Origin of the sequence: Tsukamurella spumae (assembly GCF_012396015.1) — a bacterium.
Classification (GTDB): domain Bacteria; phylum Actinomycetota; class Actinomycetes; order Mycobacteriales; family Mycobacteriaceae; genus Tsukamurella; species Tsukamurella spumae.
The window spans coordinates 39,681-65,717 of sequence record NZ_JAAXOQ010000006.1; the positions used below are offsets into that span (position 1 = coordinate 39,681).

14 protein-coding genes are annotated in these 26,037 nt (G+C 70.9%); 8 read left to right on the forward strand and 6 right to left on the reverse strand.

The features are described from left to right. The first annotated feature begins 78 nt into the window (after nt 1-78). Both HF999_RS05980 and HF999_RS05985 read left to right on the forward strand, forming a co-directional pair. The gene (locus HF999_RS05980; RefSeq protein ID WP_168544997.1) at nt 79-1,245 is read left to right on the forward strand and encodes a globin domain-containing protein; all 1,167 of its coding nucleotides are present in this window, start codon (nt 79-81) and stop codon (nt 1,243-1,245) included. A gap of 199 nt (nt 1,246-1,444) precedes the next feature. Further along, entirely contained in the window at nt 1,445-1,651 is a 207-nt protein-coding gene (locus HF999_RS05985; protein ID WP_168544998.1) for a hypothetical protein, read from the forward strand. A 7-nt stretch (nt 1,652-1,658) separates the two neighbouring features. On the opposite strand, the gene HF999_RS05990 is transcribed toward HF999_RS05985, so the two are convergent. After that, nucleotides 1,659-3,080, reverse strand: a complete 1,422-nt coding sequence (locus tag HF999_RS05990; RefSeq protein ID WP_168544999.1) for an aminotransferase-like domain-containing protein — start codon at nt 3,078-3,080, stop codon at nt 1,659-1,661. Here HF999_RS05990 and HF999_RS05995 point away from each other — a divergent pair. Then, nucleotides 3,079-4,005: a DMT family transporter gene (locus tag HF999_RS05995; protein ID WP_168545000.1), complete on the forward strand. Its 927-nt coding sequence runs from the start codon at nt 3,079-3,081 to the stop codon at nt 4,003-4,005. The genes HF999_RS05990 and HF999_RS05995 overlap by 2 nt on opposite strands. A gap of 80 nt (nt 4,006-4,085) precedes the next feature. Here the strand turns inward: HF999_RS05995 and leuA are convergent, their stop codons facing one another. Then, the gene (gene leuA / locus HF999_RS06000) at nt 4,086-5,963 is read right to left on the reverse strand and encodes a 2-isopropylmalate synthase (protein ID WP_168545001.1); all 1,878 of its coding nucleotides are present in this window, start codon (nt 5,961-5,963) and stop codon (nt 4,086-4,088) included. Nucleotides 5,964-6,487: 524 nt separating this feature from the next. Here leuA and HF999_RS06005 point away from each other — a divergent pair. The 3 genes from HF999_RS06005 to HF999_RS06015 all read left to right on the forward strand — a co-directional run bounded on the left by HF999_RS06005 (nt 6,488) and on the right by HF999_RS06015 (nt 18,866). Continuing rightward, entirely contained in the window at nt 6,488-17,755 is an 11,268-nt protein-coding gene (locus HF999_RS06005; protein ID WP_168545002.1) for a non-ribosomal peptide synthetase, read from the forward strand. Further along, nucleotides 17,755-18,594 carry an ABC transporter permease gene (locus HF999_RS06010; protein WP_168545003.1) on the forward strand — a complete coding sequence of 280 codons (840 nt, stop codon included), beginning with the start codon at nt 17,755-17,757 and terminating at the stop codon, nt 18,592-18,594. The genes HF999_RS06005 and HF999_RS06010 overlap by 1 nt, the downstream gene beginning before the upstream one ends. 68 nt (nt 18,595-18,662) lie before the next feature. Then, a complete protein-coding gene (locus HF999_RS06015) occupies nt 18,663-18,866 on the forward strand; it encodes an MbtH family protein (protein ID WP_168545004.1) in 204 nt (67 codons plus the stop codon). Nucleotides 18,867-18,930: 64 nt separating this feature from the next. Here HF999_RS06015 and HF999_RS06020 read toward each other — a convergent pair whose 3' ends face one another. Together HF999_RS06020 and HF999_RS06025 are read right to left on the reverse strand one after the other, a co-directional pair. After that, a complete protein-coding gene (locus HF999_RS06020) occupies nt 18,931-20,151 on the reverse strand; it encodes a mannosyltransferase family protein (RefSeq protein ID WP_168545005.1) in 1,221 nt (406 codons plus the stop codon). A gap of 47 nt (nt 20,152-20,198) precedes the next feature. Continuing rightward, a complete protein-coding gene (locus HF999_RS06025) occupies nt 20,199-21,047 on the reverse strand; it encodes a hypothetical protein (protein ID WP_168545006.1) in 849 nt (282 codons plus the stop codon). Between the two features lie 153 nt (nt 21,048-21,200). Here HF999_RS06025 and HF999_RS06030 point away from each other — a divergent pair, with 153 nt between their 5' ends. Further along, the gene (locus HF999_RS06030; protein WP_168545007.1) at nt 21,201-22,466 is read left to right on the forward strand and encodes an aspartate kinase; all 1,266 of its coding nucleotides are present in this window, start codon (nt 21,201-21,203) and stop codon (nt 22,464-22,466) included. Nucleotides 22,467-22,468: 2 nt separating this feature from the next. Continuing rightward, nucleotides 22,469-23,494 carry an aspartate-semialdehyde dehydrogenase gene (locus tag HF999_RS06035; protein WP_168545008.1) on the forward strand — a complete coding sequence of 342 codons (1,026 nt, stop codon included), beginning with the start codon at nt 22,469-22,471 and terminating at the stop codon, nt 23,492-23,494. Nucleotides 23,495-23,537: 43 nt separating this feature from the next. Here HF999_RS06035 and fahA read toward each other — a convergent pair whose 3' ends face one another. Both fahA and HF999_RS06045 read right to left on the reverse strand, forming a co-directional pair. Then, nucleotides 23,538-24,734 carry a fumarylacetoacetase gene (fahA, locus tag HF999_RS06040; RefSeq protein WP_312854036.1) on the reverse strand — a complete coding sequence of 399 codons (1,197 nt, stop codon included), beginning with the start codon at nt 24,732-24,734 and terminating at the stop codon, nt 23,538-23,540. Between the two features lie 106 nt (nt 24,735-24,840). Continuing rightward, complete coding sequence (locus HF999_RS06045) at nt 24,841-26,037, reverse strand: homogentisate 1,2-dioxygenase (protein ID WP_168545009.1); 1,197 nt, start codon at nt 26,035-26,037, stop codon at nt 24,841-24,843.

Sequence of the window (26,037 nt, forward strand, 5' to 3'; positions counted from 1 at the left end):
TCCATCCCTGGCCGGAGAAGGGATCTACTACGTAGTGTCGTAGGAGATCCCATCCTTCAGCCCGAGGACCGATGCCCCATGCTCACCGAACCCCAACGCACCGTCATCCGCGACACCCTGCCCGCCGTCGGCGGCGCGATCGACGAGATCACGCCCAACTTCTACCTCCGCATGTTCGCGGCGCATCCCGAGTTGGAGCGCGACCTGTTCAACCGCGGTAACCAGGCGGTGGGCGCGCAGCAGCGCTCGCTCGCCGCGTCGATCGCGATGTACGCCACGGCGGTCGTGGACGACGAGGTCTCCGCACGGATGATGCTCGAGCGCGTCGCGAACAAGCACGCCTCCCTGGGTGTCGCGCCCGATCAGTACCCGATCGTGTACGAGCACCTGTTCGGGGCCATCGCCGAGGTGCTCGGGGCGGCCGTGACGCCGGAGGTTGCCGACGCCTGGACCGCGCTGTACTGGCAGCTCGCCGACGAGCTCATCGCGATCGAGAAGGGGCTCTACGCAGACGCCGCCATCACGCCGGAGACGGTGTGGCGCACCGTCGTCGTGGCGGAGCGGCAACAGGAGACTCCGCGCACCGTCGCCTTCGTCCTGGCGGACCCGTCCGGGGCTCCGCTTCCGGCCTTCCTTCCCGGGCAGTACATCTCGGTCGCGGTACGCCTGCCCGACGGTGCCCGTCAGATCCGCCAGTACAGCCTGTCCGGTGCCGGCGAGGGGCGGTGGCGGATCGGGGTCCGGCGTGACGGCGAGGTCTCGTCGTACCTGCACGAGTACGCCTTCGAGGGCACCTCGCTGCAGGTCTCCCCGCCCTTCGGGGACATCGTGCTGGACAGCGATCCGACGACGCCGCTGGTCCTGGCGTCGGCGGGCATCGGCATCACACCGGTGCTCGGCATGCTCTACCACCTCGCGGAGGAGGAGGGTGGGCGGCAGGTCGTCGTCGCGCACGCCGACCGCACTCGAGCCACGCACGCGCACCGGGCCGAGCTCGCCGAGCTGGTCGCGCGGATCCCGGGTGCCGCGCTGCACACGTGGTACGACGAGCTCCCCGACGGATATCCGTTGGCGGAGGGGGAGTCCCGCGGACGTATCGACCTGTCCGAGATGGCGATCCCGGGCGATGCGCACGCGTACCTGTGCGGACCGCTGCCCTTCATGTCGGGGACGGCCGATCAGCTCGAGGCCGCGGGGCTGCCGCGGGAGCGCGTGTGGTTCGAGGCGTTCACGCCGTCGGTATGACCGAATCCCAGGTGAGTCGGGGGCGGCCCCCAGGTCCCTGACAGGTCGGCGGTCGACGGTGGGTGCCTCAGTCCACCGACCGAAGGAATCCTCATGAGCACCCTGCCCCGCCGTATCGGCCTGGTCTGCGGCGGCACCGTCGAAGCACGCCGGCACGCGCAATGCCGCGTACCGGCAGTGCCTCGAGCAGAACGGCGTCGTGTTCCCATCCAAGGGAGCGAAGCCGTCCGGCACCGCGACGCCGAGTGAGGGGACTCAGCCCTCGGGGGCACCGTCCGCGAAGCCGCACGGCGGCGGGCGCCGGATGGGACCGCCGGCCGGCGTCTCCCAGGACACCTGGGACAAGGCGGTCGCGGCCTGCGCCTCGGTGAAGCCCTCGAAGGCGCACACCGCGCCGACGACGTGACGGTGGCTCAGGCGCCCAGCGTCGAGCCCGCGACGGCTGCGGCGAGGATCCGCGCCGCCTCCGGGAAGCGCTCGGGCTGCGGCCCGGCGTAGGCGAGACGGAGGTGGTTCCCCGTGGGCTCCGCGGGGAACCATTCGTCACCGGGCCCGACGACGAGTCCGTCGCGGCGGCAGCGGTCGACGACGGCCGCGAGGTCCACGTCGTCCGGCAGGCGCGCCCACAGCGCGAGGCCGCCGCGGGGTACCGCGTCCACGCCGACGTCGGGTGCGTGCTCGCGCAAGCTGCGCAGCAACAGATCTCGACGGTCGCCGAGCTGCCGCCCGAGCCGCCGCAGGTGCGTCCGCCAGGCGGGCTGCGTGACGACGTCCAGCGCCACCGCCTGGAGGACACCGCTGACGTACATCGCGTCCGCCTGGGTGTCGGCGAGGATCCGGTCCCGTGCCGGGCCGCGCGCGATGACCGCCGCCACGCGTACCGCGGGCGCGACGCTCTTGCTCAGGGATCTGATGTACACCACGTGCCCGGAGTCGTCCCGCGTCGCGAGGGGGACCGGCGCGGCGTCGATGCCGAAGTCCCGCGCGTAGTCGTCCTCGATGAGGAACGCACCGGCGTCGCGTACCGCGGCGAGGATGTGCCCGGCACGGTCCGGATCCCACACGGCCCCAGTCGGACTCGCGAACGCCGGCTGCGCGTAGAAGGCGCGCGCCCCGGTCTCCGCGAGCACGCGGCGCACGACGTCCGGATCCGGGCCCGACGGTCCGCTCGGTACCGGAAACACCTCCACCCCGGCCTGTTCCGCGGCGAGGATCGCGCCCCAGTAGGTGGGTGACTCCATCACCAGCGGCCGTCCGGCGCCGACCAGCGCCCGGAAGGCGGTGAGCAGGGCGCCCTGGCTGCCGGGCGTGACCACCACGTCGCGGGCGCCGGCGGGGCCGGTCCCGGTCGGCGTCTGCGCGGCGAGTTCGGCGGCGAACCAGGATCGCAGCTCGGGGAGCCCGGCGACGGGCGGGCGCCCCATCAGCGCCTCGCTCCGCGCCGCGCGCGCGAGGGCCGGCCGGACCAAGCGTTCCGGTAGCAGCTCCCGCGCGGGGTACCCGGAGTGCAGGCCGATCGCGTCCCCGTCGAAGGGCTGCAGGGCGGTGGGGGCGGCCGGCGTGCGGCGCCCCGAAGCGCCCAGGGCGGCTGTCTGCCAGCCCAGGTCGACGGGCCGCGCGGCGCGCTCAGTGCGTACGAAAGTACCGACACCCGGCCGTGTCTCGACGACACCGAGTGAGGTGAGCGAGCGCAGCGCCTGCTGGACCGTGACGGGGCTGACACGGTGCTCGGCTACGAGCGCCCGAGTGGAGGGGAGCTTGGCGCCGGGTGGAGCCGCGGCGATCCAGGATCGGAGTGCTGTCGTCAGACGTGCCCCACTGCTATCGTCAGACATGAATCAACATGATAGCGCTACTGTCCAGCGCCGACCAGTGATACCGGGGTCGCCGATCGTGCGATCGGGGCTGCTGTGGGGACTCCTGGGGGTGCTCGCCTTCTCCTTCACCGTGCCCTTCACGCGCGTCGCGGTCGCCGGCGGCGGCCTGCCGCCGCTCTTCGTCGGCGCCGGACGCGCCGTCGTCGCCGCAGCGCTGGCAGCGATCGCGCTGTTCGTCACCCGGCAGGCGCTCCCTCGCGGCCGACAGTTGGTCCGCGTCGGCATCGTCGCGTTCGGCGTGGTGATCGGTTTCCCAGTGCTGACCTCCTTCGCGTTGACCACGGCCTCCGCCTCGCACGGCGCCGTCGTGATCGCCCTCCTGCCCGCCGCGACCGCGGTGACCGCCGTGTGGCGGGTCGGAGAACGCCCGCGGCCAGCGTTCTGGGTGGCGGCGGGTGTGGGCGCAGTGTGTGCGGTGGTCTTCGCGGTGCTGCAGGGCGGTGGCCTCGGCACACTGCACGTCTCGGATCTCCTGCTGTTCGGTGCGGTGGTCGCCGCAGCGATCGGCTACGCCGAGGGTGGGTTGCTCTCGCGGGAGCTCGGTGCGTGGCAGACGATCTCGTGGGCACTCATGGTCGCCGCGCCGGTGATGCTGGTGCTCACGGCCTTCAGTGCCCGAGGCGGGGTGAGTGGCACGGCATCCGGCTGGTGGGCCTTTGCCTACCTCGGCGTGGTGAGCATGTTCCTGGGCTTCTTCGCCTGGTACCGCGGCCTCGCGATCGGACCGATGGCCACCGTCAGCCAGGTGCAACTGGTCCAGCCCGTGTTCGGGATCGCCTGGGCCGCCCTGCTGCTGGGCGAGTCCGTCGGGTGGTCGACGGTGCTCGGCGGCCTCGCCGTCGTCGCTTCCGCCGCCCTCGCCGTGCGTACCCGCAGCCGCTGACGGTGCCGGCGCGACAGAAATCCCCGCTCGCCCCATGAGAACACGGGGCGAGCGGGGATTTCTGGTGTGACCGAAGAGATCTACGGCGCCCAGGTACGGGTCGAGGCCTCGCCGACGGCGGCCTCGGCCGATCGGACGCTGCCGTTCGCGCGGTTCACGGCGGAGACCACGGCGCGCAGCGAGGCGGTGGTGATCGACGGTGCGATGCCCACGCCCCAGACGGTGCGATCCTCGTCGCCCACCCGCACGATCGCCTCGACATAGGCCGCGGCCTGGGCGTCGTCTCCGGCGGACAGGGCGTGCTCGCTGTAGTCGAGCACCCGGACATCGAAGCCGACGGTGCTGATCGCGTCGACGAACGACGCGAGCGGGCCGTTGCCCTCGCCCGAGATCTCCTGCTCCTTGCCGTCGACCTTGACCACGACGTCGATGTGGTCGACGCCACCGTCGACCTCGGAGGCCGTCACCTTCTGGCGCATGCGCTCCAGCGGCAGGATCGGATCGATGTACTCGCCCGCGAAGACATCCCACATCTCCTTCGGCGTGACCTCGCCGCCCTCGCCGCCCTCGCCGTCGGCGATCTTCTGCACCGACTGGCTGAACTCGACCTGCAGGCGCCGCGGCAGCTGCAACCCGTGGTCGGTCTTCATGATGTAGGCGACGCCGCCCTTGCCGGACTGGCTGTTGACGCGGATGACGGCCTCGTAGCTGCGGCCCACGTCCTTGGGGTCGATCGGCAGGTAGGGGACCTGCCACAGGATGTCGTCGGCGTCCTTGTCGGCCTGGTCGGCGTCGACCTTCATCTGGTCCAGGCCCTTGTTGATGGCGTCCTGGTGGCTGCCCGAGAAGGCGGTGTAGACCAGGTCGCCGCCGTAGGGGTGCCGCTCGGGCACGGGCAGCTGGTTGCAGTACTCGACGGTGCGCCGGATCTCGTCGATGTCGGAGAAGTTGATCTGCGGGTCGATGCCGCGGCTGAACATGTTCAGGCCGAGCGTGACCAGGCAGACATTGCCGGTGCGCTCACCGTTGCCGAAGAGGCACCCCTCGATCCGGTCCGCGCCCGCCAGGTAGCCCAGCTCGGCGGCCGCGACACCCTCGCCGCGGTCGTTGTGCGGGTGCAGCGACAGGATGATGCTGTCGCGGCGGTTCAGGTTGCGACTCATCCACTCGATCGAGTCGGCGTAGACATTGGGCGTGGCCATCTCGACGGTGGCCGGCAGGTTCAGGATGATCGGCTTCGCGGGCGTCGGATCGATGACCTCGACGACCGCGTCGCACACCTCCTTGGCGAAGGACAGCTCGGTGCCGGTGTACGACTCGGGGGAGTACTCGTAGCGCCAGGTGGTGTCCGGGTACTTCTTCTCCTCGCGGCGCACCAGGTGGGCGGCGTCCACTGCGATCTTCTTGATGGCGGCCTTGTCCGCGCGGAAGACCACTCGGCGCTGCAGCACGGACGTCGAGTTGTAGAAGTGCACGATCACGTTCTTCGCGCCCTGGCAGGCCTCGAAGGTCCGGATGATCAGCTCCTCGCGACACTGCACCAGCACCTGGATCGTCACGTCGTCCGGGATGGCCCCGTCCTCGATGATCTCCCGGACGAAGTCGAAGTCCGTCTGGCTCGCGGACGGGAAGCCGACCTCGATCTCCTTGTAGCCCATGCGGACCAGCAGGTCGAACATGCGGCGCTTGCGCGCGGGGCTCATGGGGTCGATGAGCGCCTGGTTGCCGTCGCGCAGGTCGACGGCGCACCACAGCGGGGCGGTGGTGGCGACCTTGTCCGGCCAGGTACGATCGGGGAGCGCGATCTGCTCGACCTCGTCCGCGTAGGGGCGGTAACGGTGGGCGGGCATGGCGCTTCCGCGCTGCGGGTTCCATGCGGGCTGGCCGGGATTGCTGGGACCGGCCGGGGCGGTGATCTTCGATACGCCGGAGGTGAAGGAATCGGCTGCAGGGCTCATGGTGTCGAGGCTACTTTCTCGGAGCGCCCCCGCGGCTGGCAGGGACGTGAATCGGTCGCGGAGCGACCGGAAGGGGCTCGACCGGCGATGCCGCGAAGCCACGGCTCAACCCGCGACGGGGAGCCGGTCTGGATCAGACCCCGCCGCGGCAACCGAGGAGAAGGGCACGCCACTGCACGCCATGAATATAGCGCACGGTGCAGCCGCGCTGAAGGGGGCGGTACGAGCGACCGCGGCGAACTGTGACCTAGAACACGTTTCGCCATATTTTCGGCGCGATTGCGGCCTCGAATTAATGATCGTGCATTCCAAGCTGCTATTGATGATCGGATCCGTCTGTGAATCCGCAGGACGGATGCCGGTTGGTGAACTTTCTTGAACCGTGATGTGTCTCACCTGCTGACTTGCTGTGACCTTCACTCGCGGGAATCCGCGCTGAAGATGTTGCAATTTCAAGGATGACCTCCCTACAATTCTGCGATTGCAACCGTTCTGCGTTGTGATCGCGATGTGAGGAGAGCTTGGTGGAGCACGTGGTGCACTCCTTGACCGGAGCCCAGTACGGAATGTGGCTCAGCCAGCAGATGTCTCCGGACGTCGCTTACACCGTTGCGCAGTACGTGGACATCCGCGGGCCGTTCGACGTCGAGACGATGCAGGCCGTGACCCGCGAGGTCGGCGACGAGTTCCAGTCGCCGTACCTGCGCATCGATGTCGATGAGTCGGGTGCGCCGGTGCAGCGCCTCGATCGCTCCATCGACGGCGCGGCACAGGTAATCGACCTGGGACTCGCCGACCTTCCGGAGGACCAGCGCATCGACGCCGCCGTCGCCTGGATGCGCGCCGAGTACTCCCGCCCGCTCGACCTCGCCGTCGACGACCTCATCATCAACCGGCTCATCCGAGTCGCCGAGGACCACTGGCTCTGGTACGCCCGTGCGCACCACGTCGTCATCGACGGGTACGGCGCCTCCACGCTGCAGCGTCGCGTCGCGGAGCTCTACACCGCCCGTGTCACCGGCGCGGAGACCCCTGTGCTCAAGCCCGCGCCGCTGGGCCCCGAGGGGTTCCTGACGGCCGAGGAGAAGTACTTCGCGTCCGCGCGCGCCGACGGTGACGCCGAGTACTGGGCGGAGATCGTCGCGACGCTTCCCGAGGCCGCCGGCCTCAGCCGCATGGCCGCGGCACCGTCGCCCCTGAACCTGCGCCGCAACGGGGTCCCCAGCTCCGAGGCGGGAGCGCGCCTGGAGGCGGCGGCCGAGCGGCTGGGCACCAACCGCACCGGGCTCGTGATCGCCGCCTTCGGCGCGTACGTCGCCGCCGTGTCGGGACGCGAGGAGATCTCGCTGTCGGTCCCCGTCGCCGCGCGCACCACCGCCGCCCTGCGCGGCTCGACGGGCATGACCGCCAACGTGCTGCCCGTCCCCGTGCGGGCCGGATCCGGCGCCACCGTCTCCGATGTCATCGACGGCACCGGTCTCGACCTGCGCAACGGGCTGCGACACCAGCTCTACCCCGCGGCCCGGATGGAGGCGCCCACGCTCCGCGAGGGCGTCGTCGGCTCCACCTTCGGCGACACCATCAACATCATGATGTTCTCCTCGGCGATGACGCTGGGCGAGGCCGCCGGCACCCTGAACCTGCTCACCTCCGGTCCCGCTGAGGATGTCGCGGTCACCGTCTACGAGTCCGAGCAGGGCGCGCTGCGGATCGACATGGAGGCCAACCCCGCGTCCTACTCCGTCGCCGACCTCGATGCGCACTACGCGCGGTTCATGGAGTACCTCGACCGGTTCGCGGCCGCCACGGGTGGCACCCCGCTCTCCGCGCTCACCGTCGCGACCGAGTCCGAGGCCGCCGAGTGGGCCCGGTTCGCCGGTGCGGCCGACGGTGCGCCGCAGGCCGCCGGGCCGGCCGTTCCGATGCCCGACCTGCTGCGCCGCGCCGCCGCCTCGCACCCGGATCGGGTCGCTGTCGTCGACGGTGACCGCACCATCACCTATGCCGAGCTCGATCGCTACAGCGACCGCCTCGCCCGCTACCTGATGACGGTCGGCGCGGCCCCCGAGGCCAGTGTCGCGCTGCGCATTCCGCGCTCGCTGGAGTCCGTCATCGCGGTCTGGGCCGTGACCAAGACCGGTGCCGCGTTCGTCCCGATCGATCCGAAACTGCCGGCGGACCGCGCCGAGCACATCGCCACAGCGGCGGCCCCGGTCGCCACCCTGACGCCCGCCGACCTCGCCCGCGTGTGGGGGCCCGGCGCCAACGCGGGGAGCAGCGACGCGGACTGGCCCGTGATCGACCTCGCGAACCCCGCCTACCTGATCTTCACATCCGGCTCCACCGGTCGGCCCAAGGGCGTGAGCGTCACCCACAGCGGCCTGTCGAGCCTCGCCGCGGAGCTGGTGCGCTCGCACGGCCTCGCCGAGGGCTCGCGCGTCATGCACTTCGTGTCGCCGGGCTTCGACGCCTCGGTGCTCGAGCTGCTCATGGCGGTCGAGGGTGCGTCCACCCTGGTCGTGGTGCCGCCGGATGTCTACGGCGGCGAGGAGCTCGAGGAGGTCCTCGCGCAGGGCGGCGTCAACGGCGGCTTCATCACGCCCGCCGCGGTGGCCACGATGGATCCGGAGAAGCTGCCCGCGCTCGGTTCGCTCGGCGTCGGCGGCGACACCGTCCCGCAGGCGCTCGTGGAGAAGTGGGCCACCGAGGGCCGGACCCTGGTCAACGTCTACGGCCCCACCGAGACCACCATCGCCGTCACGCTCGGCGCCCTCCACGCCGACGCCCCGGTCCGGCTCGGCGGGCCGATCCCCGGAACGCGGCTGTACGTGCTCGACCCGTACCTGCGTCCGGCGCCCGCCGGTGTGCCCGGCGAGCTCTACATCTCCGGCCCGGGCATCGCCCGGGGCTACCACGGCAACCCGGCACTGACGGCGGAACGCTTCGTGGCCAACCCCTTCGAGGCCGACGGTGCGCGCATGTACCGCTCGGGCGACCTCGTCCGGTGGGACGTCGACGGCGCGCTGGAGTTCCTCGGCCGCATCGATTCGCAGGTCAAGCTCCGCGGCTTCCGCATCGAGCTGGGCGAGATCGATGCCGCCGTCATGCGGGTGGACGGCACCGAGCGGGCCATCACGGTGGTCAACGGTGACGACACCGCCACCGCGGAGCTGGTGACCTATGTGACCGGAACCGCGGAGCCCGAGGCGATCTCCGCGAGCATCGCCGCGGAGCTGCCCGCGTACATGGTTCCCGCGCACATCGTTGCGCTCGACGAGTTCCCGCTGACGGTGAACGGCAAGGTCGACCACAAGCAGCTGCCCCAGCCCGAGCGCTCCGCGGTCGCGGTCGTGGCCGGGCGAGGGCCGCGGACCGACGCCGAGCTGCTGGTCGCGGACGCCTTCGCCGAGGTGATCCCCGGCGTCGTCAAGGAGGACCTCAACGTCGCGACCACGCTGTTCGATCTGGGCGGGAACTCGTTGTCCGCCACGCGTATCGCGGCCCGCCTGGGCTCGGCCACCGGAAGCCGCGTCAGCGTGGCGACGGTGTTCGCCAACCCGACGGTGGAGGGTCTCGCGGCCGCCATCGGCGGCGCGCCGGTGCCCGCCGCTGCGCTCGCGACGTCCACGGCCATCGCCGATGCGGCCGGCGTCGACCCGGAGCCGGAGTTCGCGGCACCGTCGGACCCGGAGGAGGCGGCCGAGCTGCTCCCCGCCCAGCATCAGATGTGGGTTCGCAACCGCCTCAGTCCCGATGGCTCGTACCACATCCCGGTCGCTCTGCACCTGCGTGGAGACGTGGACGTCTCCGCGATGCGCGTCGCACTGGGCGATGTGGTCGCGCGGCACACCCCGCTGCGCACCGTCTACCGCAACGGCCCCACGGCTGGCGAGCCCGAGGTGCAGGTGCTGCCGGCGGGTCCGAACCTGGTGCCGTTCACCGAGCGGTCCGTGGATCTCGACGAGTTGACCGCCGCCGCCACCGATTACGCGGGCGAGCCCTTCGACCTGGCGGCCGACGTGCCGATCCGCGCGCGGCTGTACCGCATCGACGACCGGCATCAGGTGCTGGTGCTGGTGATTCATCACATCGCCGCCGACGGTTGGTCGATGATGCCGCTGGCGGGCGACCTCGCGACCGCGTACGCGTCGCGCAGTCAGGGCAAGGCGCCGAAGTTCCCGCCGCTGCCGCGGACCTACACCGAGCACGCACGCTCCTACAAGCACCGCCTCACCGGCGCCCCGCGCCAGGCGCTGGACCGGTTCTGGGCCGATGTCCTGGCCGATCCGCCGGCCGAGTCGGTGCCGCCCGCCGCAGTCCCCCGCGCGGGCGGAGTGGTCTCCGCGGCCAGCGCGATCGACACGCGCGTGGCACCCGAGGTGTGGGCGGGTGTGGCGGGCCTGGCCCGCGCGCACACCACCACGCCGTTCATCGTGGTGCACGCGGCGCTCGCCGCCGCGATCGCCCGGCTGTCGGGCCAGGGCGACCTGGTGATCGGCACCGCCGTCGCCGGCCGCGGTGAGGCGGAGCTCGACGGACTGGTCGGCATGTTCGTCAACTCGATCCCGTTGCGCACCCGCACCACCGACGACCAGACCTTCGCGCAGCATCTCGCCGCGGTGAGCCAGGGCGACCTGGACGCGCTCGACCACTCCGACCTGCCCTTCGAGTCCGTGCTCGAACTGGTCGACCCGCCGCGCGCCGCCGGCCGCCACCCGATCTTCCAGGTGATGCTCAACCAGCGCCCCTTCGACACGACGCACTTCCCGATGGCGGGCGTCGACGTCGAGGTCGTCCCGGTCGACGTCCCGATCGCCCGCTTCGACCTCGAGGTCACGCTCGGCGCCGATGGCACTATCGAGCTGCGCTACGCGTCCGAGCTCTATCGGACCGAGCAGGCCGAGTCGATCCTCGACGCGCTCGTCGCGGTCCTCACCGCGGTGGGCCACGACCCGCAGACCACGATCGGCGAGCTGCCGATCATGTCGGCGCAGCGGCTCGCCGAGCTGACCCCCGTGCGGGGCGTGGCGGCCGACTTCCACACGCCGCTGGGCCAGCTCATGCGCGAGGCCGCGCGCACCTACTCGAACCGGCCCGCCGTGATCGACGGTGCCCGCGTGCTCACCTACCGCGAGCTCTACGCGGACGCCCGCAAGGTGGCCGCAGCGGTTCTGGCCGCCGGATCGCGCCCGGGTGAGGCGGTTCTCACGGACCTGCCCCGCTCCGCGGAGTCCATCACCGCCTTCTGGGGCATCACCCTGGCCGGCGCCGCCGTGGCCCCGGTCGACCCGAAGTACCCCCAGGACCGGCGCGACTACATCGCGAACGACGTGCGGGCACGCGTGGGCGTCACCGCGACGGGAACCGGTGTGCAGGGCGTCAACTGGGTCGCGATGGACCAGCTCGGCGGCGAGGGCTACGACCCCCAGATCGTGCCGAACTTCGACGACGCCGCGTATGTCATCTACACCTCCGGCTCGACCGGACAGCCGAAGGGCACCGTGGTCACGCACCGCGGGCTCGGCAACTTCGCCGAGGAGCTGCACGTGCGGCTGCAGAGCGGCGCCGACACCCGCGTGATGGCCTTCGCCTCCACGGCGTTCGACGCGACGGTGCTCGAGCACCTGCTCGCGATCCGCGTGGGCGCACCCCTCGTCGTGGTTCCCCCGGGCACCACCGGCGGCCGTGAGCTCGAGCGGATCATCGCCGATCACGGTGTGACCCACGGCTTCCTGACGCCCTCCACCCTGGCGACGGTCAACCCCGACGCCGTCCCGTCGTGGACCCACGTGCTCGCCGGCGGCGAGGCGCTCGGCCCCGGCCTGGCCAAGAAGTGGAGCGTGGGCCGCCGCCTGCACAACGGCTACGGCCCCACCGAGACCACCATCATGACCGCGATCTCCGACGCGCTGTCCGGCGACGGCCGCGTGCCGATCGGGCCGCCCGTCCGCGGCCAGGGCCTGCTGGTGCTCGACGACGAGCTCCGCCCCGTCCCCGTCGGCATGCCCGGCGAGCTGTACGTGGCCGGCCCGCAACTGGCCCGCGGGTACCACCGCCGACCGCAGCTCACGGCGTCGCGGTTCGTGGCGAACCCGTACGGCGAACCCGGCGACCGCATGTACCGCACCGGCGACGTGGTCCGCTGGACGCGTAGCGACGGCGGCCAGCTGATCGTCGACTTCGTGGGCCGCAACGACTTCCAGGTGAAGATCCGCGGTATCCGGATCGAGCTCGGCGAGATCGACGCCACGATCGACACGATGCCCGGGGTCGAGTTCGTCTCGACCCAGGTGCGTCCGGGGCCCGACGGTGCCCCGGCCCTCGTCGCCTACGTCAAGGGCGAGGTGGACCCGTCCGAGGTCCGCGCGCACGTCCGGAAGCGACTGCCCGGCTTCATGGTTCCCGCCGCGGTGATGATCATCGCGAAGGTGCCCATGGGCAACACCGGCAAGCTCGACAACGCGGCGCTCCCGGAGCCCTACTTCGGCGGCACCGGCAACGCCGCCGCGAAGCCGACCACCCCCGGTGAGACCCGCGTGGTGGAGGCCTTCCGGAAGGTGCTCGGCAGCGATGCGATCGGCGTGGAGGACGACTTCTTCGACCTCGGCGGCAACTCGCTCTCGGCGAACGAGCTGGTGAGCCTGCTGGGCAACGGGATCGAGGCGCGCACCGTCTTCGATCTGCGTACCCCGGCGGCGATCGCGACCGCCCTGACCGGCGATCCCGACCGCATCTCCAACGAGTCCGCCCTCGAGGACCAGGGGCTGCGCCGGGTCCAGCGTGGTGATCGCATGCCGCTCTCGTCCGCGCAGGAGCGGATGTGGCTGCAGAACAAGATCGATCCGGGCCCGACCTACAACATCGGCGCCGCCTTCCTTGCGAGCCGCCCGGTCGACAAGGCCGTCCTCGACGCCGCGCTGCGCGATCTGCTCGAGCGGCACGAGAGCCTGCGTACCCGGTACCCGTCGTCGGCGGAGGGCCCCTACCAGGAGATCCTCCCGGCGGATGCGCCGATGGTCCGCGAGTTCTCGGCCGAGTTCGGTACCGCGACGTCGAACGTCGCCGGCCAGGAGTCGGCGATCGCCGAGTTCGTGGCGCGCCCGTTCGCGCTCAACAGCGACCTCCCGCTGCGGGTCATGACGGCGCCCACCGGCAAGGGGTCCATCCTTGCGATCGCGGTGCACCACATCGCGGCCGACGGCGCCTCCGTGGTGCCGCTGACCCGTGACCTGATGGCCGCCTACCTGGCCCGCACCACCGGCACGGAGCCGCAGTGGGCCGAGCTCCCGCTGCAGTACGCCGACTACGCGGTGTGGCAGCGCGGCCAGGCGGACAAGGACGCCGGCGCGGTCGACTACTTCGCGGAGCGCCTGCGCGGCATCCCGGAGGAGAGCTCGTTCCCCGCGGACGGACCGCGACCGACCATCGGTTCCACGGACGCCGGTGAGGTCGCCGTCGTGCTGCCGCTGGCCGAGCGCGAGGCCCTCGCGGACTTCGCCGGTAAGCGCGGCGTCTCGATGTTCATGGTGCTGCACGCGGCCCTGGCCGCCCTCCTGCATCGCGTGAACGAGGCGGACGACGTGGTCATCGGCACGCCGGTGATCGGCCGTACGGACCGTCGCCTGCGGGACGTCGTCGGCATGTTCGTCAACACCGTCGCGCTGCGGACCTCGGTGACGGGCACGGAGACCTTCAACGCCCTCGTCGATCGGATCCGCAGTGGTGACCTGGACGACCTGGTGCATGCGACTGCGCCGTTCGAGCGCGTCATCGAGGCGCTGGCGCCCCCGCGCAGCCGCGACCGGCACCCGGTGTTCCAGGTCGTGCTCAGCCATCAGAACCTCGGCGACCCGCTGAGCGTGCTGAGCTCCGACGGCGGCGGCCTGTTCGACCTCGAGCCGTTGCCCCTGGCCGCCGCCACCACGACCTTCGACGCGACCTTCGAGATCCGCGAGGTCGAGGAGGGGCTGCGGTTCAACCTGCGGTACCGGACGGACCTGTACCGTCCCGGCACCGCGGAGGGGATCGTCGGCCGCCTCGTGCGCCTGGTGACGGCCGGCGTCGCATCGCCGGACACTCCGGTCGCCGACCTCCCGGTGCTGCTGCCGGAGGAGGAGGAACTGTTCCGGCGGGCAGCCACCACGATCGAGCCGCACACCATGGCCGAGATCCTGGCGCGCGCCGTGCGCCAGCGTCCCGGCGCGCCCGCGCTGCGGGCGGGCGATGTGCGGTACACCTACTCCGAGTTGGATTCGGCGATCTCCGCGCTCGCCAACCGGCTGGCCGGCCTGGGCGTGGGAACGGGCACCCGGGTCGCGGTGTCGATCCCGCGTTCCGCCGCGTCCGTCGTCGCGTTCTGGGCGGTCGCCCGGCTCGGTGCGGTGTATCTGCCCGTCGACCCGAAATACCCCGCCGAGCGGATCCAGTACATCCTCGAGGACGCCAAGCCCGCCCTGGGCCTGACGGTGCGCGACGCGGCGGGCGACCTGCCCGAGCTCGTGGACTGGGTGACGGTGGACCTGAGCACCTCCCGGGTACAGCATCCGTCGGCGGAGCTCGCGCAGATCGGGATGGACGATCCGGCGTACGTGATCTACACGTCCGGTTCCACCGGCAAGCCCAAGGGCGTCGTGGTCCCGCATCGCGGTCTGGCCGCGATGGCGGACACGCTGGTGCGCCAGCACGCCGTCGGAGCGAACGCGCGGGTCCTGCACTTCGCGTCGCCGAGCTTCGACGCGTCGATCCTGGAGTTGCTGCTCGCGACCTGGTCGCGCGCCGAGCTCGTGGTGGCGCCGGTCACCCTCTACGGCGGCTCGCCCCTCGGTGACTTCCTCGCCGAGAACGAGGTCACGCACGCCTTCATCACGCCCGCGGCACTGGCCACGATCCCGGATCGTGACCTGCCGCTGCTGGAGGCGCTCAGCGTCGGCGGCGACGTGCTGCAGACCGAGCTGGCGCGCCGCTGGTCGGACGGGCGCATCCTGATCAACGCCTACGGCCCGACCGAGGTCACGATCGCCGCGACCATCGGCGCGGTCGATCCCGACAACGTGGGCATCGGCAGTGCCGTCACGGACGCGCAGCTGATGATCTGCGACGAGCGGCTGAACCTGGTGGCACCCGGCACCGTCGGCGAGCTGTACGTCGCGGGACCCGGTGTGGCGCACGGCTACTTGGACCGCCCCGACCTCACGGCGTCGCGGTTCGTCGCGAACCCGTACAACGACGCGCAGGGCTACAAGCGCATGTACCGCACGGGAGACCTGGTGCGCTGGCGCGCTTCGGACTCCGGCGAGCCGGTGCTCGAGTTCGTCGGGCGCAGCGACGATCAGCTCAAGGTGCGCGGCTTCCGCGTCGAGCCCGGCGAGATCGTCACCGCGCTCGAGGGACACCCGAACGTGCGGCAGGCGGTCGTGGTCGTCGACCGTCCCGAGGGTTCGCTCGAGGCGCAGGCCGCGGCGCGGCTGGTCGCGTACTACGTGGCCGACGGTGCCGTCACCGTCGACGGGCTCCGGGCGTACGTCGCGGATCGACTTCCGCGGCACATGGTTCCGGCCGTGTTCCAGGAGATCGAGAGCGTTCCCGTCACGGCCCACGGCAAGACGGACCTCAAGGCCCTGCCCCCGGTCGGTGCGCCGGTCGCGCCGGCACCGTCGGCGGACGAGGCTCCGGCCTCGCCCCTGGCGGCATTGGCCGAGCCCGCTGCGCCCAAGCAGCGTGCGATCTCGTCGGCCAGCCTGGAGGGTGCGGTCGCGGAGATCCTCTCCGACGTGCTGGGTGTCGCATCGGTGGGCATGGAGGACGACTTCTTCGCCGTCGGCGGCACCTCGCTGCAGGCCGCGATCGCCGTCGACCGACTGCGCGAGCGCTTCAACTCCGAGGACGCCAGCATCCGCTGGTTCTTCGAGGACGCGCGAGTCGGGAGCATCGCGGCGCGGATCGCGGGCGCTCCGGCCCAGGTATCCACGACCGCCGTGATCACCGGTGTGGCAGCGGATTCCGATACCGCGATCACCGACCCGATCCTGCCCCTGCGCGCGGGCACCCCGGGCGTGGACCCGCTGTACTGCATCCACCCCGCGGTCGGTCTCGCGTGGAACTACCTGGGGCTCTCCAGCGAGCTCGACCCGAGCATCCCGATCATCGGCATGCAGGCGCCCGGGATCTCCTACCCGATGCCGCCCGCGGACTCGATCAAGGAACTGGCCCGCACCTACGTGCGGTCGATCCGCGCGAGCCGTCCGCACGGTCCGTACAACCTGCTCGGCTGGTCGCTCGGCGGCCTGATCGCGCACGAGATGGCGGTCGAGCTGCGGGAACTGGGCGAGAAGGTCAACCTCGCGCTCATGGACGCGTACCCGCTGGGCGACTACCGCGGACCGCGCGAGGAGATGTCGATCGCGGCACTGCTGCGCGAGTTCGTCGGCCTCGACATCGACGAGGACGCCGAGCTGAGCACGGACGACGCCCTGGACCTGCTGGCCTCCGCCGGCGGACCGGCGCGGGAGCTCTCGCGCGGCCAGATGGAACGGCTGCTGACCAACTACCGGCACAACACCTCGCTGGGCTACTCGCACCGTCCGCGCGAGTACGACGGCAACATGCTGGTCTTCCGGGCCACGGAGCAGCCCACGGGCGGCCTGGTGCCGCAGCTGTGGCGGCCGTACGTGACCGGGCTCGTGCAGGTGCACGACATCGAGGCCACGCACAACCAGCTCGGTTCGGCGCCGGCGATCGACGAGATCGCCCGCACGATGAACGTCTTCCTCACGGGCAACTACACCGCCGTGGTGAAGTCGACGAGCAAGACGCTCGATGACACCAAGCCCCTGGTCAGCGTGCGGGGCCTGACCCGCAAGTACGGCCGCGGCAAGAAGACGGTGTACGCCCTGGGCGGGGTGGATCTCGATATCGCGCCGGGCAGCGTGCACGCGCTGCTGGGCCCGAACGGCGCCGGCAAGACGACCACCGTGAAGATCATCTCGACGCTCATGAAGCCCTCCGAGGGCTCCGTGACCATCGACGGTGTCGACGCCCTGGCGGATCCGCGCCGGGCGCGCTCGATCATCGGCCTCTCGGGCCAGTACTCGGCCGTGGACGAGAACCTCACGGGCCGTGAGAATCTCGAGATGTTCGCCCGCCTGTACGGCTTCGACAAGGGCGCCGCGAAGGCTCGGGCGACGGAGTTGCTCAAGCAGTTCCGGCTCACCGGCGCCGCCGACCGCGCATCGGGCACGTACTCCGGCGGTATGCGCCGGCGTCTCGACCTGGCCGGCGCGATCATCGCGCGGCCGCGCCTCGTGGTCCTCGACGAGCCGACCACCGGTCTCGACCCGCGCAGCCGCAAGGACGTGTGGGATGTGATCGCCCGGCTCAGCAAGGAGGACGGCATCTCGGTGCTGCTCACCACGCAGTACCTGGACGAGGCCGAGCTGCTCGCCGACCTGGTCACGATCATCGACCAGGGTCGGATCATCCGGTCCGGCACGGTGCCCGAGCTCAAGTCGGCCGCCGCGGCCGACCTGATCCAGATCGGCATCCGCGAGCGCGATCGGGTGACCGCATGGCCGATCCTGGCCCGCCACGCGATCGACGGCACCGCGATCCGCGAGGCCTCCGGTCTCAGCGCCATCCGCGTGGCGGACGGCCAGTTCAAGCTGGTCGCGGTCCTCAACGACCTGCGCGAGGCCGGTGTCCACGTCGAGTCGGCGATGCTGCGCGAGGCCACCCTGGACGACGTCTTCTTCGCCCTCACCGGCGAGGACGCGAACAAGACCGAGGAGACGAACTGATGACCGCGATCACCTTCCCGCAGGAGCGAGAGAGCTCGGTCGCCGGATTCCTCAGCGACTGCGCGGTGATGACCCGCCGCAACCTGACCACCCTGATCCGGATCCCGCAGCTGCTCCTGGGCGCGACGGTCCAGCCGATCATGTTCGTGCTGCTCTTCAGCTACGTGTTCGGTTCGGCGCTGGGGGGCGAGGTGGGTGGCGACCGCTACCGCGAGTTCCTGCTCGCCGGCATCCTGGTCCAGACGGTGGCCTTCAGCTCCGGCCAGACGGCGATCGGCGTCGCCTCGGACATGAAGAACGGCATCATCGACAGGTTCTGCTCGCTGCCGATGTCGCGGCTGGCGGTCATGGTCGGGCGCACGCTCTCCGACCTCGTCGTCAACGTGATCAGCGTGGCGGTGATGCTCGTGGTCGGTCTGCTGGTCGGCTGGCGGTTCCGCGGCAGCTGGGTCGACGCGGCCCTGTCGCTGATGACGCTGCTGCTGTTCGGCTTCGCGATGTCCTGGCTGGGCGCGCTGATCGGCCTCTCGGTCTCGACGCCCGAGTCCGCGCAGGCGCTCTGCATGATCGTGATGTTCCCCATCGCCTTCATCTCATCGGCGTTCATCGCGTCGGGCGACCTGCCGGGCCCGTTGCGCACGATCGCGTCGTGGAACCCGGTGACCTCCATGGCCCGTTCGCTCCGTGAGGCCTTCGGTAATCCGCTGAGCCCCAAGCCCGTGTTCAACGAGCCCGTCAACTGGGCGGCGCAGCACGCCACCGCCTACTCCGCGATCGTCTCGCTCGTGATGATCGTGGTCATCGTGCCCTTCGCCGCGCGTGCCTACATGCGCCACTGACCCGCGCTCGCGCCGCGAGCGTGCTCACCGACAACCCAGCCGCTCATCCCTCACAAAGGAGAAATGAAATGAACAATCCCTTCGACAACGAGTCGGGCGAGTTCGAGGTCCTCGTGAACGACGAGGGCCAGCACTCCCTGTGGCCGACCTTCCGTCCGGCGCCCCGCGGTTGGACCGTCGCGTTCGGCGAGGGCGGCCGCTCGCGGACCGAGTGCCTCGAGTACATCGAGTCGGCGTGGACGGACATCCGTCCGCTCAGTCTGCGCGCCTGAGAGTTCCGATCGGCGGGGCCGGCAGGGCAGTCGTCCTGTCGGCCGTTTCCGTGCCCGAATCCCGTCACATGGCGTGTGGATAGACGCTCACCATGTGGGCGCCGTACCAGCAGGTGGCCGTGACGATGCCGACGCAGATCCAGATCTGCGCCGGGCGGGACGCTCGCGCAAGGGCGATCGCGATCGGGATGAGCAGCACGAAGGCGGGCAGCAGCAGCCGGGGCCGCGACATCATGAGGCCGCCGGAGCCGAGGAGTGAGATCACCACGAGTGCGCCGTAGAGCGTGATCGGCCACGGCATCTTCGCCCGGATCGCGAGCACGATCAGCACGATCGACGCGGCCAGTAGCCCGACCACCGACAGTTCGGCGACATCGGAGCCGTTGATCAGGCTGTAGTTGACGAACTGCCAGGTCTGCACGCCCAGGTCGAAGGTCGTGCCCCAGCCCTCCGTCTGGATCCGGAACCACCCCGTGAGGCTCCCGGTGTGGTGCGCGACGATCAGCAGATAGGTCAGCCACCCGAGCGGGGTGAGCAGCACGCAGACGACGGCCCTGACGCGCTCGGCACCGTCGGACGAGAGGACCGCGAGGAGGGCCGCCAGGGCGACCACCCCGATGAGGACCACGGAGGTGGGGCGGCACAGCCCCGCCAGCGCCGTGCAGACGCCCGCGAGGATCCACCTGCGCTCCATGACCCCGACCAGCGCCCAGCCGGCGAGGGCGCAGTACAGCGCCTCGGTGTAGGCCATGGTCAGCACGATCGACATCGGCGCGGCCGCGAACAGGACGGTCGTGAGCAGGCCCGCCCGCTCGGCGAGGTGGGTGGGGACGCCCGGCATGTGCTCGACGCACAGCTTGCCCAGCCTGTACGCGGCCACCGCGGCGACGCAGCCCAGGATCGTGTTGACCGTGAGCGCCGCGCGGTAGGCGTCGAAGCCGGGCAGCTGCGCCACGGCCCGCACCAGCATGGGGAAACCGGGGAAGAAGGCGTAGGCCGTGTCGGCGGTGTGCTCCCCGCGCGCGTCGACGAACCGCCAGGGCATGTCGTTGTAGCCGTAGGTGGCCAGCCCGATCATCCACTTGCCGTCCCACGCGGTCAGCAGATCGGCGAGGTTCTGGTTGCGGAGCTGCGCGAATCGCGCGAGCACCGCCAGCCCGATGCCGCGGATCGCGAGGTAGAACACGATCGGCAGCCAGATCGACCGGGTGCGGTCGAGCAGGGACGACGGTGCCGTCGCGGCTCCGGTCTCGGCGAGGTCGGGGGCGGTCGGCACGCGTTGCATCGTACCGACGGTCCGGTTCGTGGCGCCCCCGCGCGCGCCGACCGCGGTCACGACGTGCTGACTCGCGTGATGGTGCAGTTGACGTAGTTGTCGCCGGACTTGGCGAATTCCTGCCCGTTGACCGTGATGGTGCAGGTCACGGGGCCGGTTCCGGTGACGATCAGCGACATGGTGCGCCCGATCGTCGCGGTGCCCTGCCAGTCCCACGGCAGCGTCGAGGCCTTGGGGACCGTTCCCTCCTGGATGCCGGTGACCATCACGACGCCCGCGCCGCTGCCGCCCGCGGACAGCTTGAGCTGCACGGACACGCCGCCCGACGGTGCGCCGCTGGTCGGCCTGGGCGTGGTGGTGAGGAAACCGTCCGATTCGGTGGCGGGTGCGGTGCCCGTCGTCGGGGCCGCGCCCGTGGTGGGTGCGGCGCCGGTGGTGCTGGCATCGGCGGAGAAGGTGACGGGGGAGGCGTTCGTCGAGGAGCCCTTGTTCTGCGTCGCGACCACGATCCCGATCACGCCGGCGACGGCCAGGACGGCGACGATCGCGGTCAGCGCGATGATCAGGCCCTTGCGGCCGCCGCCCTTGCCGGGCCCGCCGTTCCCGGGCCCACCGGTCCCGGGGGTGGCGTACGGGGGCTGCGGCGGGCCGGCCGGGTATCCACCCGGCCCCTGCGGGTACCCGCCCTGCTGCGGGCCGAAGGGCCGGGTGCCCTGCGGGCCCTGGTTCGGGCCCTGCGGGTGACCCTGCTGACCCGGGAATCCGCTCTGCGCGGGCCGGCCGCCGTACTGCTGGCCGCCGTACTGCGGGCCCGCGGGTCCGCTGCCGGGCCGCGGGGCACCGCCCTGGGGGTGGGAGCCGCCGGGGTACTGACCGGGGCTCTGGCCGCCGCCGTAGGGGTTCATCGGATCTCCTGAGGTTTCGCGTTCCCACCGATCATCCCCGATGTCGCTGAACGGTGGGTTGCGCACCACTTGGAACGGTGCCCTCGTGTCGGAAGAAACCCAGGTCGGTAGGATCTACTCGCACCTGCCAAGCCCGCAACGGAGAGGTTCCACGTGGCACTCGTCGTCCAGAAGTACGGAGGCAGCTCCGTCTCCTCCGCCGAGCGCATCCGGCGCGTGGCCGAACGGATCGTGGAGACCAAGCGAGCGGGCAACGACGTCGTCGTCGTGGTCTCCGCGATGGGCGATACCACCGATGAGCTGCTCGATCTCGCCAACCAGGTGTGCCCGGCGCCGCCCGCCCGCGAGATGGACATGCTGCTCACCTCGGGCGAGCGCATCTCCAACGCGCTCGTCGCGATGGCCATTCACTCCCTCGGTGCCGAGGCGCAGTCCTTCACGGGCTCGCAGGCCGGTGTGATCACCACCAGCAAGCACGGCGCGGCGAAGATCATCGACGTCACCCCGGGGCGCGTCCAGGCCGCGATCGACGACGGCAAGATCGTCCTCGTCGCCGGCTTCCAGGGCGTCTCGCAGGACACCAAGGACGTCACCACGCTCGGCCGCGGCGGCTCGGACACCACGGCCGTCGCCCTGGCCGCGGCGTTGAACGCCGATGTCTGCGAGATCTACACCGATGTCGACGGCATCTACACCGCCGACCCGCGCATCGTGCCCAACGCCCGCCACCTCGAGAAGGTCTCCTTCGAGGAGATGCTGGAGATGGCCGCGTGCGGCGCGAAGGTGCTCATGCTCCGGTGCGTGGAGTACGCGCGTCGGTACAACGTCCCGGTCCACGTGCGCTCCTCGTACTCGACCAAGCCCGGCACCATCGTCAACGGATCAATGGAGGACATCCCCGTGGAAGAGGCAATTCTCACCGGAGTCGCCCACGACCGCAGCGAGGCGAAGATCACCGTCGTCGGCCTCGAGGACAAGCCCGGTTACGCCGCGCGCGTGTTCCGTGCCATCGCCGACGCCGAGATCAACATCGACATGGTGCTGCAGAACGTGTCCAAGGTCGACACGGGTCGCACCGACATCACCTTCACGCTGCCGCGCGAGCTCGGCCCGCTGGGTGTGGAGAAGCTCGAGGCCCTGCGCCAGGAGATCGGCTTCGACTCCGTGGTCTACGACGATCACGTCGGCAAGGTCTCGCTGGTCGGCGCGGGTATGAAGAGCCACCCGGGCGTCACCGCGACCTTCTGCGAGGCGCTGTCGGCGGCGGGCATCAACATCGAGCTGATCTCCACCTCGGAGATCCGCATCTCGGTCCTCATCCGCGATACCGAGCTCGACGAGGCGGTCAAGGTGCTGCACGATGCCTTCGACCTCGGTACGGACGAAGAGGCCGTCGTCTACGCAGGAACGGGGCGGTAGTCATGGGTGTACGGGTAGGAGTCGTCGGCGCCACCGGCCAGGTGGGCGCCGTCATGCGGCAGTTGCTGCTGGACCGGAACTTCCCGGCCGACGAGGTGCGGTTCTTCGCGTCCTCGCGGTCCGCGGGCAAGACGCTGCCCTTCGGCGACCGGGAGATCGTGGTCGAGGACGCCGAGACCGCCGACCCGACGGGCCTCGACATCGCGCTGTTCAGCGCGGGCGCGACGATGTCCCGCGTGCAGGCGCCCCGGTTCGCCGCCGCGGGCGTCACCGTGATCGACAACTCGAGCGCCTTCCGCAAGGATCCGGACGTGCCGCTCGTGGTCTCGGAGGTGAACCCCGAGCAGGTCCGCGACCTCAAGAAGGGCATCATCGCCAACCCGAACTGCACCACGATGGCCGCGATGCCGGTGCTCAAGGTGCTGCACGACGAGGCGGGCCTGCAGCGGCTCATCGTCTCCTCGTACCAGGCCGTCTCCGGTTCGGGCCTGGCCGGCGTGGAGGAGCTGGTCTCCCAGATCCGCGCCGTGGAGCCCGAGGCGGAGAAGCTCGTGCACGACGGCTCGGCAGTGGATTTCCCCGCGCCGAACAAGTACGTCGCGCCGATCGCGTTCAACGTGTTGCCGCTGGCCGGCGCGATCGTGGACGACGGCTCGGGCGAGACGGACGAGGATCAGAAGCTGCGCAACGAGTCGCGCAAGATCCTGGGCCTTCCCGATCTGCTGGTGAGTGGCACGTGCGTGCGCGTGCCGGTGCTCACGGGCCACTCCCTGTCGATCAACGCCGAGTTCGCCTCGCCGCTGTCGGTCGCGCGGGCGCAGGAGCTGCTGGCTTCCGCGCCGGGAGTCAAGCTCGTCGACGTGCCGACCCCGTTGGCCGCCGCCGGGGCCGACGACTCGCTCGTCGGCCGCATCCGCCAGGATCCGGGCGTGCCCGAGGGGCGTGGCCTCGCGCTGTTCATCAGCGGCGACAACCTGCGCAAGGGCGCCGCGCTGAACACGGTGCAGATCGCGGAGCTGCTGGTCTAGACCTCGCCCGGGCCGGTGCTTCCGGGTTTTCGACGGTCCGCCGTCAGGCCGGGGTGGGTGCGATCCTGCCGGTGACCTCGCCGAGGTCGATGCGGGTGCCGTTCGGTCCGGACGCTGTGGCGCTGATGGTGACCACGTCGCCGTCCTCCAGGAAGGTGCGCTCGGAGCCGTCGGCGAGACGCAGCGGTTCGGTGCCGTTCCAGGTGAGCTCGATGAGCGAACCGCGCTGGTCGCGCTCCGGGCCGGAGACGGTGCCGGAGGCGAACAGGTCGCCGGTGCGCAGGCTCGCGCCGTTGCTGGTCATGTGCGCCAGCATCTGCGCGGGCGACCAGTACATCTGCGCGTAGGGCGGGCGGGAGATCCGCGTGTCGTTGAGCTCGACATCGAAAACGATGTCCAGGCCCCACATCTCGGTCTCCCGCAGGTGGGGGAGCGGCACGGGGGCCTGCGTGGGGACCGCGACGCGAGCGGCATCCAGGGCCTCCAGCGGGACGATCCACGGCGAGATCGAGGTTGCGAAGCTCTTGCCCAGGAACGGGCCCAGTGGCACGTACTCCCACGCCTGGATGTCGCGCGCCGACCAGTCGTTCACCACGCACACGCCGAAGACGTGCTCGGCGAAATCGCCCGTGCCGACGCTGCTTCCGAGCGTGCTCGGCGCCCCCACGACGAAGCCCAGCTCGGTCTCGATGTCCAGGCGACCGGACGGACCGAACACCGGTGCGTCGTCGGACGGTGCCTTCCGCTGCCCCGCGGGCCGCACGACGGGCGTCCCGGAGGGGACGACGGTGCCCGCACGACCGTGATACCCGACCGGCAAATGCTTCCAGTTCGGCAGCAGCGCAGCGGAATCCGGGCGGAACATGCGGCCCAGGTTGGTGGCGTGGTGCTCACTGGCGTAGAAGTCGACGTAGTCGGCGACCGCGAAGCGGAGATGCAGCGTCACCTCCGTCAGCGGATGCAGGGCCGCGGCTCCGTCCGTCTCGCGCGCGGGATCGGTGAGCAGCGAGCCGATCTCGGCGCGCACTCGGCTCCACTCCGTGCGGCCGCGGGCGAGGAAGCCGTTCAGTGACGGCGTCGCGAACACGGGGTCTCCGAGGGCGGCCGCGAGATCGAGCACATGGTCACCGATACGCACGCCCACGCGAGCGGCGCCGTCGACCGGACGGAAGACCCCGTAGGGCAGGTTCTCGACGCCGAAGCCGGAGCCGGCGGGCACGGGCGCCCAGGTGGTGGTCACGATCGGTGTCCTTCTGTGTCGAGAGCGGCGGAGACCAGCGCGTTCGCGACCTCGGCGGGCTCCGGGAACAGGCCGGCGTCGTCGACGAGCCCAGCCAGGAGCGGGGTCATCGCGACCAACTGCGGTAGTAGACACTGTCGTCCGTGGCGCGGGCGCCCTCGCCCAACTGCAGCGGCGCGAAGGTGTCGACCATGACGGCCAGCTCGTCGAACCGCTCCATGCCGATGCTGCCCTCCATCGCGCCGGGCTGTGGGCCGTGAGCGTGGCCGCCCGGATGCAGCGAGATCGATCCCGGGCCGATGCCCGTTCCCTTGCGCGCCTCGTAGTCGCCCGCCACGTAGAACATCACCTCGTCGGAGTCCACGTTCGAGTGGTAGTACGGCACGGGGATCGACAGCGGGTGGTAGTCGACCTTGCGCGGCACGAAGTTGCAGACCACGAAGTTGTGTCCCTCGAAGACCTGGTGCACGGGCGGCGGCTGGTGCACCCGGCCCGTGATCGGCTCGAAGTCCTCCACGTTGAACGTGTACGGGTACAGGCAGCCGTCCCAACCGACCACGTCGAACGGGTGCGTCGGCAGGACGTAGCGGGTGCCGGTCGCGCCGCCGGGGCCGCGATGCTTGACCAGCAACTCGACATCGGTACTCTCGCGCAGTAGGGGCTCCGACGGTCCGTGCAGGTCCCGCTCGCAGAACGGGGCGTGCTCGAGCAGCTGCCCGTACCGCGACAGGTACCGCTGGGGCGGGGCGATGTGACCGCCGCCCCCGCCGCACGCCTCGATCGCGTAGGCGCGCACCGTCGTCCCCTCCGCCGGCACCCAGCGATGGGTCGTAGCGCGAGGCATCAGCACGTAGTCGCCCGTGCGGAACTCGAGTGCGCCGAAGACGGTCTCGACCGTACCTGCGCCGTCCTCGATGTACACGCATTCGTCGCCGATCGCGTTGCGGTACAGGGGCGACGGTGTCCCCGCTGCCACGTAGGAGATTCGCACGTCGGCGTTGCCCAGCACCAGCCGCCGGCCGGTCACCGCGTCCGCGGCGGAGGCCGCGGCGTCGTCGAACAGGTCGTGCAGCCGCAGGTGCCGGGGCAGCAGTGGGGCATTGGGCGTCAGGCTCAGGTCGCCCGGCTCCCATGGCGCGGCCGCGGTGATCGCCGACGGGATGCCGCGGTGGTACAGCAGTGAGGAGTCGGACGAGAAGCCCTCCTCGCCGACCAGCTCCTCGTAGTAGAGCTCGCCGTCCTCGCGCCGGAACTGGGTGTGGCGCTTGGGCGGAATCATGCCGACGCTGCGGTAGTAGGCCAT